Source organism: Campylobacter curvus, from assembly GCF_013372125.1.
Taxonomy (GTDB): Bacteria; Campylobacterota; Campylobacteria; order Campylobacterales; family Campylobacteraceae; genus Campylobacter_A; species Campylobacter_A curvus.
The window spans coordinates 1,694,535-1,708,111 of the sequence record NZ_CP053826.1; the positions used below are offsets into that span (position 1 = coordinate 1,694,535).

The window sequence follows — 13,577 nt, forward strand, 5'->3', positions numbered from 1 at the left end:
CGATATTTTTATTTTATAAATAAAGCCTAAAGCTAAATTTCAAAGCCTTTGCTTTTTAAATCTTGGATTAAATTTTATCTCATCTACGAATTCTATCTTTGCAGGAACTTTGAATTTATCGAGTTTTGATATACAATGTCTCAAGATTTCAGATTTTGAAATTTCTTTATTCAAAACGATTTTTGCGACGACCATTTGTCCGATTATCGTGGATTTTTCTGCCGATACCATCACGTCTTTTACGGCATCAAGCTCAAATATCACACTTTCCACCTCAGATGGGAGTACCTTTTGTCCACCGACATTTATGACCTCTTTTGAACGCCCTATTATTTTTATACCCCCATCTTCTCCAAGCTGTACCAGATCGCCAGTCTTAAACCAACCATCATCAGTAAAACTATCCATAGGAGCATTCAAGTAGCCCACTATCTGCGTTTTCGAGCGTAGCCAGAGCTCGTTATCTACGATTTTGTATTCGAGGTCTTTATCATCTATTTTCATAAAGGTAGAATCTTTTGAGCTGGTACTTGCGATACCAGTTTCACTCGTACCAAATGTTTGTAGGAATTTGACCTTAGGAAACTGGGTCTTTAACCGTTCTAGCAAGCTCTCACTCATCGTTTCTGTGCCATAAGTGATCATCCGAAGTGCACTCAGATCATATCTTTTGTGCGCACCGCTCATAAGTATCAAATTTAAAAATGTCGGCGAGCTTGGTAAAATCATTATTCTATGATCTTGCAAAAGCTTGCAAATTTCGTCTGGATCTCTATTCCTTGCTATGATGGCGGTCGAGCCTATCGACAAGATGTTTAAAAGCGTATTTATACCGCCAATATGATCAAACATCAAAAACACAAGCATATTGAGACTCTTTTGCCTTTTACCATCATAGTGTCTCATCAAAATATCAAGGTCATGCACCATTGCCTTTGGTTTACCAGTACTACCACTTGAAAACAGCACCAGTCCCGCGTGGTTTTCTCGCTTTAATTTTTCTATCATTTCATGAGTTTCATTGCACTCTAAATTTACTAGCCTAAGCCCATCATCAGGTGCTATACTAAATTCGCAAAATGCTTCATCCAAGCGACTCTGTATCTCTTCTTTTACAGTATTCGTTATAGGCACGATAATATTATGGTTTTCATAAAGCGCAAAAAATGATGCGATACTTAAAAAGCTATAATCTCCCAAAATAGCTACGACCTTATTTTTTATACATTTTAAAATTCCGCCTTTGAGCTCTTTTATCTTATCATGAAGCTGGCTATAAGTATAAGTGATACCGTCATAAACGATAGCCTGCTTTTGCCCAAATTCTAAAATTTTATCACTCATCTTATCTCCTAGTTGGTGATACCGCCAAGATATATGATTTGTGCGGTCACGAAATCGCTCTTTTCATCAATGAAAAAGTCGATGACATTTTTCACATCATCAAATTCACCAAATCTTTTTATAGCCTGCTTTTGCAAAAGCTCATTTATCTTATTTTCTGGAACGGCTTTGATGAGATCTGTTTTGATCGGTGTTGGGGCGATGGCATTTACTGTTATGCCAAAGCTAGCGAGCTCCTTTGCACTCACTTTCGTGATACTCTCTATGGCCGCTTTACTAGCTGCGTATACCGCCTCACCTTCTAAATTTAAAGGAGCTGCGATAGTAGAAAAATTTACGATACGAAAGTGATTTTGTTTTGCTGATTTTGCCTTTAGACTCATCACTTTCGCAACTTCTCGCAAAAATAAGAATGTTCCTTTTAAATTTGTATCTAAAACCCTATCCATACTTGAAGTTGGTGTCGTCAGGATATGATTCATCGATGCGATGCCTGCGTTATTTATCAACACATCTATACCGTCAAATTCTCGCTTCACGGCTCTTACCATATCCACGACTGCACTCTCGTCGCCGATATCAAGGCTAAAATGACGATAGTTTTCATCCTTTATCCCGCTTTGTCCGTGTGAGCATCCTGCAACCACAAAGCCTTTTTCAAGATAATGCGAGCAAAGCTCTTTGCCGATACCTTTGCTCGTGCCGGTTATCATAACGACTCTACTCATCCAACATCTCTTTGATAAATTTTTCAAGGCTTTTTACATCTCTAAAAGGTGACACGCGCATACTCATCGCTTTTTCATTAGCTATGACGATATCTTTGTTTAAATTTGATGAGATCTTGTCTTCAAGTTCACTGATAAACACTACAAGTCCCAAAGAATCAAGCAGTGCATCGCTACCAAATATCTTAGTATCCTCGTTTATGTCGCTAAATTTTATATCGTAATCTTCGCAAGTTTGCCTCAGTGTGGACATGATCAACTCTTGTAAATTTTGCATTTTCACTCCTTTACTTTAATATCAAAATTCTTTGAAATTTTTAAAATATTTTGCATTATTTTTATCTTTTATTTCTGATGAGTAAAATTTGAAGCGTCTCGTCATCTAAAAGCCTACACCTTCCTCATATCGATTTAAAGCATTGTAGCTAATAATAATAAAACTTACGCTAAAATCAGCCAAATTTAAAGCAAAAGAAAATAAATTAAAATCCTAAATTTCAACACTGCAAAAAATAAGGTATTCATTATCGCCAAGCTCTAGACAAACCAAAGTAGCGAATCGCGCGGATACGGACGTAAAAAGTTACAAACCTACATGCTTGTTAACTGTTTTATATATAAATTTCAATAGACAAAACAAGAGGAATTTCGTAGAAATAAAAAAGGCTAAGGTGACTTTCGCCGACCTTAGCCCTGAGTTTAACACCTTTGCGTAAGGGGCGGAAAGCCCGCCAACCCGCAATGCACTAACTAAATTATTGAAGTAGTTTCAAGACGTTTTGTTGAACGCTGTTTGCTTGGCTCATAGCATAAGCACCTGATTGAGCTAGGATATTATGCTTAGAGAAGTTTGCTGACTCGCTAGCGAAGTCAACGTCTCTGATTTGAGATTCTGCTGATTTTACGTTAACTTGAGTAACAGTTATGTTATTTACTGTTGCTTGGAGCTGATTTTGAACAGAACCAAGGTCAGAGCGAACTAGATCAAGTGTTTTTTGAGCTGACTCAGCTATACTCATTACCGCCATAGCGCCGCGTAGTGTCATGACACCTGCTGATTGATTAACAGAAAGGGCTTTACTCATTCTTTGGAAGCCCATAGCGGTAGCTAGATTTTTATCTATTTGACCGCGAACATCTCTTAGAGATACTGATTGTTGCGCGCCGCCATTGACAGAGAATGCTATCGAAAGTTTTGTATTACCGCCGCCTACCATTTTGATATCGCGTCCGTCAAGGCGAACTAGGTTCAATCTACCGACAAAGCCCGCTGTTAATGATGAGCCACCAGCAGCTTTACCTTTGCCACCAAGACCTAAGCTTATTTTATCACCCGTTACTTGTATAGCCCGACCATCACGGCTAGTAAGCACCATTTTACCGCTTTCTGCATCGACAGAGGCCTCTACACCTGTTTGATCTTTTACAGAGTTGATAGCATTTACCAAAGCGCCGTTGCTGTCGTTTGCTTTGACTTCAAGATCACCGATCTTTACGCCGTTGATGGTAAGGCTCTTTATTTGTCCGCCAGCTATAGCACCTTCAGCTTTCCATGTTACATCATAAGTAGCGCGAACACCGGTTTTATCAGCTACTTTGTTGATATTTTCAGCTAAAGCACCAATACCTTTACCGATACCTGTTGAGATAGTAGCACCTGTAACGCCGACATCATTTACGCCATCTACGTTTAAGAATTTAAGATTTACATCACCCATAGCCGTTAAAAGCTTTGAGCTCTCAAATCTTGTCAGACCGATCTTATCAGATGTAGTCGCACCAATACTTGCTTTAACTGTTTGGTTTGAGTAAGCACCGATTTGGAATTCTTTGTTAGAGAATGTTCCGTTTAGGAGTTGTTGTCCATTGAAAGACGTAGTGTTACCGATGTTATCAAGCTCCTCCATCAAGCGAACGATGTCAGCTTGAAGTGCTTGACGTGATTGAGTAGTTTGTCCGTCTTGGGCTGATTGAGTAGCTTTAACTTTGATAGTGTCAAGAATTTTAAGCTGCTCGTCCATAGCCTTGTCAGCTACTTGGATGATACCGATAGCGTCGTTACCATTTGCGATAGCTTGACCAAGAGCGCTTGCTTGTGAGCGAAGGCTATCAGCGATAGATAGACCAGATGCGTCATCAGCGGCTGTTTGGATACGAAGACCTGAAGAAAGTTTGTTTAGAGACTTTGATAGGTCAGTGTTGTTGCTAACTGCGTTAGCGTGTGTGTTGAGGGCGTTTACGTTAGTGTTAATACGAAAACTCATTTTAAATCCTTTTAGTTTTTAGTTACGACTTCTTGTCGCACAAAAACTATATCGGAAGCTTTCAAAAAAACTTTAGAGCTAAAAAGAAAAAATTTTAAAAATTTTATGACTACCCTAAATTTTCCTTTTCATTATTGTAATATCAGATTTTTTTGTTACAATTACGCCAAAAATTTTAAAAGGCTACGGATGAAAGATCTAATCATTGTAGAGTCGCCTGCAAAAGCACGAACTATAAAAAATTTCCTAAGTAAAAACTACGATGTCATCGCATCTAAAGGGCACATAAGAGACCTGCCCAAAACCAGCTTTGGCATAAAGATCGAGGATGAGAAATTCACGCCAGAATACCGCGTGAGCCTGGATCATTCAAAGATAGTAAAAGAGATAAAAGAGCTCGCCAAGGGTGCAAACGAAATTTACCTCGCGACCGATGAGGATAGAGAGGGCGAGGCGATAGCATTTCACATCGCAAATGCTATCGGTAAAGAGGTCTCCGCGCTGCCTCGCATAGTCTTTCACGAGATAACAAAGACCGCCATCGACAATGCCTTAAAACATCCGCGAAAGATCGATATGAACAGCGTAAATGCGCAGCAAGCGCGTAGATTGCTCGATCGTATCGTAGGCTACAAGCTAAGCCCCCTTTTAAATTTAAAGATACAAAAGGGCCTAAGCGCAGGACGCGTGCAAAGTGCCGCACTCAAGATCATCGTCGATCGTGAGCGCGAGATCAGGGCGTTTAAACCGGTCGAGTATTACAGTATCGATACGAAATTTAAGACCGATCTTGACGCCGAGCTGATAAAATTTGAAGGCAAAAAGATAGAAAAGCTCACTATCACGAACGCCGATCGCGCCAAATACATCGTAGACGCCCTAAAAAACGAGAAATTTAGCGTCCGCGAGATAGAGAGCAAGGATAGAAAGATCCAGCCAAGCCCGCCATTTATGACCTCTACGCTTCAACAAAGCGCCTCAAACCGCCTAGGCTTTAGCCCTAAAAAGACGATGATGCTGGCTCAAACGCTTTATGAGGGCGTGCAGACGCACGAGGGCTTCATGGGCGCGATAACGTATATGAGAACGGACAGTCTAAATTTAGCCAAAGAGGCTATCGAGGCCGCGCGCGAGCTGATAAAAAGCGAGTTTGGCAAAGACTATCTGCCGCCAAAAGCCGTGCACTACGCCACTAGCTCAAAAGGCGCGCAAGAAGCGCACGAGGCCATACGCCCGACAAATCTAAATTTCACGCCCGAGATCGCGGCGAAATTTCTACAAAAAGACGAGCTGCGCCTTTATACTTTGATATACAATAGATTTTTAGCATGTCAGATGAGCGCATGCGTGAGCCAAACGCAAAATTTATTCGTCGTAAGCGATAATGGCGAGTTTAAGATAAGCGGCAGAAAGGTGCTATTTGACGGCTTTTACCGCGTTTATGGAGATATGGATAAGGATAAAATTTTACCAAATCTAAATGTAGGCGATGAGATGAAGCTTGAAAGCATCAAAGAAAGCCAGCATTTCACCGAGCCGCCTGCTCGCTACTCGGAGGCCGGACTTGTCAAAAAGCTAGAAAGCCTTGGCATAGGACGTCCTAGCACCTACGCCCCTACGATCTCACTACTGACCTCTCGCGAATACGTCAGGGTCGAGAAAAAGCAGCTCATACCAAACGACGTCGCCTTTAGCATGATAGGCGTTTTGGAGGAGCATTTTAATGATATCGTAGATAGCGAATTTACCTCACATCTTGAAGAGAAGCTCGACCTCATCGCCGAGGACAAGGCCGACTGGCAAAAGGTACTGAGCGAATTTTACTATCCTTTCATGGATAAAATTTCAGAAGGCAAAACGGGCATCAAAAGCCTCAAAGTCGCCACTCCGATCGGTGAGAAATGCCCTCAATGTGGCGGCGAGCTGGTAAAAAGAAAGGGTAGATACGGCGAATTCATCGCATGTAGCAATTTCCCGAAGTGTAAATACTCACGCAACATCGCAAGCGAGGCAAGCGACGCAGGCGCGCAAACAGCCGAGCCAAAAGCCAAAAAAGAGCTGGTAAAGCTAGACGTGCCATGTCCAAAGTGCGGCGGCGTCATCGTGGAAAGGTTTAGCAGGCGAGGGAAATTTTACGGCTGCGCCAACTATCCAAAGTGCGACTTCATCAGCAACTACGAGCCGACCGAGCATAAATGTAGCGAATGCGGGTCGATGATGGTCAAAAAAGAGCTCAAAAAAGGGACGTTTTTAGAGTGCACCAAATGCAAGCACAAAGTCCAGATAGGCGAAAACTGATTGAGCGTTCTTAAGCTTGGACTGATCTCGGATAGTCATTTTAAGCCTGACGTCGCGCGCGAAGCGATCGAAATTTTAAAGCGCGAGAGGGCGCAGATACTGCTTCACGCCGGAGATATCGTGGAGCTTGATACACTTTTGGCTCTGCGTGAAAGCGGGCTGGAGTATCGCGCCGTGCTTGGCAACAACGATGACGAGCTTGCGAAATTTAAGGGCGAATTCGAACTTTTTGACGAGCCTTATGAGTTTAAATTTATGGATATCAAAATCGCCCTCATGCATCATCCAAAATTTCTAAATATCGATGCTAATGTCGTAGTTTTCGGTCATACGCATAGCTTTGGCGCGATCATGAAAGACGGCAAGCTTTTTGTAAATCCGGGTGAAATTTGCGGACGGAAATTCGGTAAATTCAGCTTCATGCTACTAGTCTACGAAAATCAGGAATTTATCGCCGCAAGGTTTAGCAGATCGCCAAACGAGAGCCGGTGGCACAAAGAAACGATAAAGATAGAGAGTGTTTAAATTTTACGGACGAGAGAATTTTAGTATAGTGTTGATTTCTTAAACGAGCGCTTCGCTTCTGCTTTGCAGTTGCGAAAGGAGTGAAGCAAAAATCTTGCTAGCTCTACAAAGCGCCGAATTGTAGCACGATTTTTTGCTTTGCAACTGCGAGCAAAACGTGTTAAACGTTAAGTACTCTGCCTTTTGCTCATCTTATTTGCAAAGCAGAAGCTAGAATTTTAAAAAAACCTAATAAATTTTGCTTTAGACGAACCTGGTAAAATTTAAGAAGGCTCTGTTAAAATATTTCATTGATTTTCAGTTTTTAAAGCAGGAGAATGCGAACAGCATTCGAGTAAAACCTTGTTAGCGAGCTTATCGCCGCCGATTTTTCACTTCGCTATCGCTCGTGACGAGACTGCGCTACGAGCAGAGAAGCCACAGGCTGACCGCGGTCTGCTTGCAGTTGCGAAGCAAGTGTCAATAGTTTATTATAATAGAGCGATTAAGAAAATCAAATAAAAAGGAAATTTCAATGAAAACCATAATGCTATGCGCCATATCATCTTTGAGTGCGGGCAACTGCTCGGAGGATTGCCATTACTGCACGCAAAGTGCTGGCACCAAGGCCGACATCAAGCGCTATAAGCTAAAAACTCCGGATCAAGTCGTAAGTGAGGCTAAAAAAGCATACGCAAACCACGCTTTGGGCTTTTGCCTGGTGACTAGCGGAGCGAGGCTCGATGATCAAAAGACCGAGCAAGTCGCTCGCATAGCAAGAGCCGTCAGTAAAGAGGTGCCAGAGCTTATGCTTATAGCTTGCAACGGTATGGCAAGCCTAGATCAGCTAAAAGAGCTCAAAAATGCGGGCGTTTTTAGCTACAACCATAACCTAGAAACCTCGCGGGAATTTTTCCCGAAAATCTGCACCACACACAGCTGGGACGAGCGCTGGCAGACGAATTTAGACGCCAAGGCTGCAGGGCTACAGCTTTGCTGTGGCGGTATCTACGGCATCGGCGAGAGTGAGGCCGATCGCGCTAGCTTTCGCGCCAGTCTAAAAGAGTTAGCTCCATTTTCCAGTCCGATAAATTTTTTCATCGCCAATCCCGCGCTCAAGATCGATACACCAAGGCTAAGCGTAGATGAGGCGCTAAAGATCGTAGACGATACCGCGCTAGCCCTGCCAAATGCGCGCATAATGATCGCAGGCGGACGCGAGGCCGTGCTTGGCGAGCGTCAATACGAAATTTTTGATCACGGCGTAAGCGCGGTCGTGATAGGCGACTACCTCACGACAAAGGGCGAGGAAAGCTGCAAAGATATCGCTAAATTTAAGCAAATGGGATTTGAATTTGCCAGCAAATGCCATTAGTATTTAACATGGCTATGCGAGCGACGGAGCATTAATCAAATCGTAACCAAGCTTTTTATATAATCAAAAAATTTCAAAAAGGATACATTTGCAAACCAACGTCGCAAGCGAGCTTAGCATACTTGTCACCTTAGCTTTCATCATTTTCGCATCGCCTTATATCTCCAGGATATTGCGCGTGCAAGTAGCTCCGGTCGAGATAATGCTAGGCGCGCTCGCAGGCTACATCGGCGTCATAGGCGAAAACGAAATTTTCGGGCTCATTAGCGAGGTAGGCTTTTTCTTTTTGATGTTTTTAGCGGGCATGGAGATAGATCTAAGGATGCTGATAAACATCGACCGCAAAATTTTAAGGCTAGGCTGCATCTATCTGGCGCTCATCTACCTGCTAGCAGCTGTGCTGACCTTTAGTTTAGATCTTAGTACGCTTTATATCATCATCATACCGATAATGGCTGTAGGCATGATATTTACGCTGTTTAAAGAGTATGGCAAGCAGCAAGAGTGGCTAAATTTAAGCATGCTGATCGCCACTATCGGCGAGCTCATAAGTATCATGCTTTTGACGTTTGCGGCGGCTTATTTGCAGTTTGGCGCTGGCGTGAAGCTGTGGCTTACTATCACCTATCTAGTCGCGTTTTTAGCACTTAGTGTGCTTGGCTTTAAGCTTTTAAACGTCATATTTTGGTGGTATCCAAGCCTTAAGGTCGTGCTGATGCCTCACTATGACAAGGACGAAAAGGATATCCGCCTTAGTATCGCCGTATTTTTCGCCATGGTCGCACTCATGATATATCTAAATTTAGAGGTGGCGTTTGGTGCGTTTATCGCAGGTATGTTCATCGCGACGTTTTTTGATCACAAAAAAGACCTGCCGCACAAGCTAGCCAGCTTTGGCTTTGGCTTTTTGGTGCCGACCTTTTTTGTGCATATCGGCTCGACCTTCAAGCTTGCAAATTTATCCTCGCCTGACGTGCTCGAGCAAGCGGCGTTCATATTTGCCGCGATGCTTGGCTGCAGGCTCGTTGCGAGCGTGGTATTTTTAAATTTGCTTAAATTTAAAGGTATCGTGCTTTACGCACTTTCTCAGTCGATGCCGCTGACACTTCTCATCGCCGTTGCTACGATAGCACACAAAACGGGCGAGATAAGCGAAAATTCTTACACCTCTTTCATCCTAGCAAGCCTTATGCAAGCTATAATATCAACGATAGCAATCAAAATTTTAATGAGCCTTAAAAGCCAAACGAAAGGATAAACGATGCGCGAAACCGCGACACTCACGGACAACAGAACGGGTAAAAGCTACGAATTCCCGATATTAAAAGGCACGATGGGACCCGATGTGATCGACATCTCGACGTTTTTTAGCGACACAGGGATGTTCACCTTTGACCGCGGCTACACCTCGACTGCGATGTGCCGCTCGTCTATCACCTACATCGACGGGCTAAAAGGCGAACTGATGTATCGGGGCTACGACATCGCCTATCTCGCCGAGAATAAGACCTTTTTGGACGTGGCGTATCTGCTTTTAAACCGCGAGCTGCCAAACAAAGCCCAATACGACGCCTTTAAGCTCGAACTCAAAAAGCGCAGTTTCATCCACGAGGGTATGCTTAAAATTTTTGACGCATTCCCTGACAAAGCCCACCCTATGGCGATCTTGCAAGCGGCAGTCTCGGCGCTCTCGGCGTTTTATTTCGATCATCTCAATATGGACAAGCCAGAAGAATACCACGAGATGGCGATGCGAATCATCGCAAAGATCCCGACTATCGCGGCGTTTTACTACCGCTTTTCACGCGGACTACCGATCATCTATCCAAATTTAGACCGTGGCTTTACCGAAAATTTTCTCTACATGATGCGCAGCTACCCTTACGAGCATGTCGATCTTAAGCCTATCGAAGTCAAGGCGCTTGACACCGTCTTCATGCTGCACGCCGATCACGAGCAAAACGCCTCCACCACGACCGTGCGCACCGTGGGCTCGACACACGCACACCCGTATGCGTGCATCTCTGCTGGCATCGGCGCGCTGTGGGGCTGGGCGCATGGCGGAGCGAACGAGGGCGTCATCCGCCAGCTAGAAGAGATCGGCTCGGTCGCAAACGTCGATAAATACATCGCTCGCGCCAAGGACAAGAACGATCCGTTTAGGCTGCTTGGCTTTGGACACCGCGTGTATAAAAATTTCGACCCGCGCGCGAAGGTGCTAAAAAAGATGCGCGACCAGCTAGTTAGCGAGATCGGTATCAACTCCGAACTCATCGCGATTGCCAATCGCATCGAGGAGATCGCGCTAAATGACGAGTATTTCGTCAGTCGCAACCTCTATCCGAACGTCGATTTTCACTCGGGACTCATCTTAAAAGCCCTTGGCATACCAAACGATATGTTCGCCGTGATCTTCGTCATCGGCCGCACGCCGGGCTGGATCAGCCAGTGGATCGAGCTAAAAGAGCAAGGCAGCATCAAGATCGTGCGCCCTCGCCAGCTGTATGTTGGGGAAACCAACCGCACACCAAAACAATAGGAAGCATCTTAAATTTTGAAAAGCATAGATGATCTACTAGCCCTTGCCAAGGTCGCCGCACTGGCTGCCGGCGAGCAGATAAAAAGGCATTATGAGAATTTCACGCTCACGCTAAAGGCCGACCGCTCACCGCTCACTAGCGCCGATCTGGCCGCAAACGAGGCTATCATCAAAATTTTAAGCCAAAGCGGCCTGCCCGTTTGCTCGGAGGAGAAAATTTTAGAGCCTAAAAGCTGCGAAAATTTAGAGCGGTTCTGGCTAGTAGACCCGCTTGACGGCACGAAAGAATTCATCGCCAAAAACGGAGAATTTTGCGTTTGTATCGCCTTGATAGAAAACCAACGCCCTACCCTTGGCGTGATATTCATCCCCCACACGAACGAGCTTTTTTACGCGAGCGCGGGCGGAGCTTTTAAGGAAATTTTGGACGCAAGAGGTCAAATTTTAACCAAAACAAATCTACGCCAAAGCAGGCAAAACGGCAAAAATTTCATCCTTCTAAGTCATAGGAGCAAAAGCCTAAAAGCAAAAGCTATCGCTGCAAAACTCAGTCTAAATCATGCTAAAATAGGCTCTGCGATAAAATTTTGCCGCCTGGCGGAGGGAAGCGGCGGCGTTTATGCGAGATTTAGCCCCAGCTGCCTTTGGGACAATGCCGCAGGCGACGCGATAGTCTGCTTTAGCGGCGGGGCGGTCGTGGACACTAACACGCATCTACCGCCAAGATACGACATAAAAACGCTCGCCAGTCCTCATTTCATAGCCCTAAGCCGCGAAAATTTAGTGCTTTTAGAGCCTATCTTAGACCTTTGCGAGGATAAAATTTAGGCAAATCGGCTCGACCGCCAATTTCGATCACTCATGCCTGTCTGAAAGCCGCCATTTCTCCTCTTCAAGGTCGATCTGATACAAAAATCTACGTATCAGCTCCTCATCGATGCGCGGATCTTTGTTTAGCTACGCTAGCACGCGGCGTTGCTCGCTTAGGATAGCAAAATACCTCTCTTTCGCGTCCGCAGTGATACCGCAGCTATCGGCTGAAACCTGAAAGCTCCACGCCTTTTTTCGCAGTTGAAGTAAAAAGCTCTCGTCATTTTTAAAGTGGCTTTGCATAAAATTTAGCGACGCTTGCGCTAGTGTCTTTCGTATTAGCGTCTCCGCCTGCGTGGCGGGCATATGATCGTCAAATTCAGGCATTTTCGCTTTTTTAATGAGTAGTGAAAGCGTGAGTCCCTGCACCACAAGCGTCATCAAGATCGCCACAAAGGTGATGAAAAGTATGAGATCGCGGTGCGGAAACGCCTGCGTACCAGCCATTATCGGTATCGACAAAGCAGACGCCAGAGACACGACACCGCGCATGCCAGCCCAGCCGATCACGAGCGGTGCGCCGTTGCCGGGGTATTTATCGTCGGCGACCTCGATGAAATTTTTCATTATCAAGGTAACTATCGCTGCGCCGTAAGAGGCGAAGATACGCACGACGATGAGCACCGCCGTCACGAGCAGTCCGTAGCCGGTCGCGGTGATGAGCGAGACGCCCTCTCTTTGCAGCCCTTCTAAAATTTGCGGCAAGTCAAGCCCTATGAGCGCAAACACAAGACCGTTTAAGATGAAGATGAAATTTCGCCACACGGGCACGGCGTGAGTGCGCGTGGTAGCGTCAAACATCTCGTTTCGCTTCGTCGAGAGATATAGCCCTCCGGTGACCACCGCGAGCACGCCCGAGGAGTGGATCTCCTCGGCCAAAATATACATCGCATAAGGCGTCATGAGCGTTAGGATCGTATCCATATTTGCATCAAAAGGCAAAATTTTATGCAGCCTGCAAACGATAAATGCCACTGCAAGCCCCGCTCCCACGCCTCCTGCGATCATCCAGATAAAACTGCCCACCGCCTCGTACCAGACAAACTGCCCCGTCGTGACCGCGACCGCCGCAAAGCGAAAGATGATGAGTGAGGAGGCGTCATTTAGCAGACTCTCGCCCTCCAGTATCGCCGAGACGCGCTTTGGCACTTTGACGAATTTCAATATCACAGCCGCGCTCACAGCATCAGGCGGCGAGACGATGGCACCCAGCAAAAAGCCAAGTGCGAGCGAAAAGCCCGGTATCAGCCAGTTTGCGACGAGTGCAACGGCAGCAGCGGTGATGAAAACCACGACGAAAGCAAAGCCGCCGATCATGCGCCTCCACTTCCAAAACTCCTTAAACGATACCGCCCACGCGGCTTCGTAAAGCAATGGAGGCAAAAATACGATGAAAATGAGCTGAGGATCGATGCGGACGTGTGGTAAATTTGGCACGAAGCTAATCGCCAGCCCGCCAAGGACTAAAAGTATCGGATAGGCGATCTTTAGGCGGTTTGCGAGCATCATTAGAGCTACGATCAGCGCGAGCAGTCCAAGAAATAGCAAGAATTTTTCGGTCATTTTTTATCCTAAATTTAAATGTGCGAGTATAACAAAATGAGGCTTACGGGCGGTTTATCTTACGGCAGCTCACCTGCGTGGGGTCAAAATTC

The 13,577-nt window shown here is 45.2% G+C and carries 11 protein-coding genes; 6 read left to right on the forward strand and 5 right to left on the reverse strand.

Annotation, left to right across the window (positions count from 1 at the left end; genetic code table 11):
- Positions 1 to 39 precede the first annotated feature (39 nt).
- The 4 genes from CCVT_RS08320 to CCVT_RS08335 form a co-directional block, all read right to left on the reverse strand.
- Complete coding sequence (locus CCVT_RS08320) at positions 40 to 1,344, reverse strand: ANL family adenylate-forming protein (RefSeq protein WP_018135958.1); 1,305 nt, start codon at positions 1,342 to 1,344, stop codon at positions 40 to 42.
- Positions 1,345 to 1,352: 8 nt separating this feature from the next.
- A complete protein-coding gene (locus tag CCVT_RS08325) occupies positions 1,353 to 2,072 on the reverse strand; it encodes an SDR family NAD(P)-dependent oxidoreductase (protein ID WP_018135957.1) in 720 nt (239 codons plus the stop codon).
- Positions 2,065 to 2,349 (reverse strand): hypothetical protein, encoded by a 285-nt coding sequence (locus tag CCVT_RS08330; RefSeq protein ID WP_018135956.1) that lies wholly within the window; start codon positions 2,347 to 2,349, stop codon positions 2,065 to 2,067. The genes CCVT_RS08325 and CCVT_RS08330 overlap by 8 nt, the downstream gene beginning before the upstream one ends.
- 478 nt (positions 2,350 to 2,827) lie before the next feature.
- The gene (locus CCVT_RS08335; protein WP_018135955.1) at positions 2,828 to 4,336 is read right to left on the reverse strand and encodes a flagellin B; all 1,509 of its coding nucleotides are present in this window, start codon (positions 4,334 to 4,336) and stop codon (positions 2,828 to 2,830) included.
- Between the two features lie 189 nt (positions 4,337 to 4,525).
- Here CCVT_RS08335 and topA point away from each other — a divergent pair, with 189 nt between their 5' ends.
- The 6 genes from topA (at position 4,526) to CCVT_RS08365 (ending at position 11,880) form a co-directional block, all read left to right on the forward strand.
- A complete protein-coding gene (gene topA / locus CCVT_RS08340) occupies positions 4,526 to 6,634 on the forward strand; it encodes a type I DNA topoisomerase (RefSeq protein ID WP_018135954.1) in 2,109 nt (702 codons plus the stop codon).
- The gene (locus CCVT_RS08345; protein WP_018135953.1) at positions 6,635 to 7,159 is read left to right on the forward strand and encodes a YfcE family phosphodiesterase; all 525 of its coding nucleotides are present in this window, start codon (positions 6,635 to 6,637) and stop codon (positions 7,157 to 7,159) included. It abuts the gene before it with no gap.
- A 475-nt stretch (positions 7,160 to 7,634) separates the two neighbouring features.
- Complete coding sequence (locus tag CCVT_RS08350; protein ID WP_227898180.1) at positions 7,635 to 8,513, forward strand: biotin synthase; 879 nt, start codon at positions 7,635 to 7,637, stop codon at positions 8,511 to 8,513.
- Positions 8,514 to 8,601: 88 nt separating this feature from the next.
- Entirely contained in the window at positions 8,602 to 9,771 is a 1,170-nt protein-coding gene (locus CCVT_RS08355) for a cation:proton antiporter (RefSeq protein WP_009650930.1), read from the forward strand.
- A gap of 3 nt (positions 9,772 to 9,774) precedes the next feature.
- Positions 9,775 to 11,052, forward strand: coding sequence for a citrate synthase (locus CCVT_RS08360; RefSeq protein ID WP_018135951.1), 1,278 nt, complete (start codon positions 9,775 to 9,777; stop codon positions 11,050 to 11,052).
- Positions 11,053 to 11,067: 15 nt separating this feature from the next.
- Entirely contained in the window at positions 11,068 to 11,880 is an 813-nt protein-coding gene (locus CCVT_RS08365) for a 3'(2'),5'-bisphosphate nucleotidase CysQ family protein (protein ID WP_018135950.1), read from the forward strand.
- Between the two features lie 129 nt (positions 11,881 to 12,009).
- Here the strand turns inward: CCVT_RS08365 and CCVT_RS08370 are convergent, their stop codons facing one another.
- On the reverse strand, positions 12,010 to 13,485 hold the full coding sequence (locus tag CCVT_RS08370) for a Na+/H+ antiporter (RefSeq protein ID WP_227898160.1): 1,476 nt from the start codon (positions 13,483 to 13,485) through the stop codon (positions 12,010 to 12,012).
- Positions 13,486 to 13,577 lie beyond the last annotated feature (92 nt).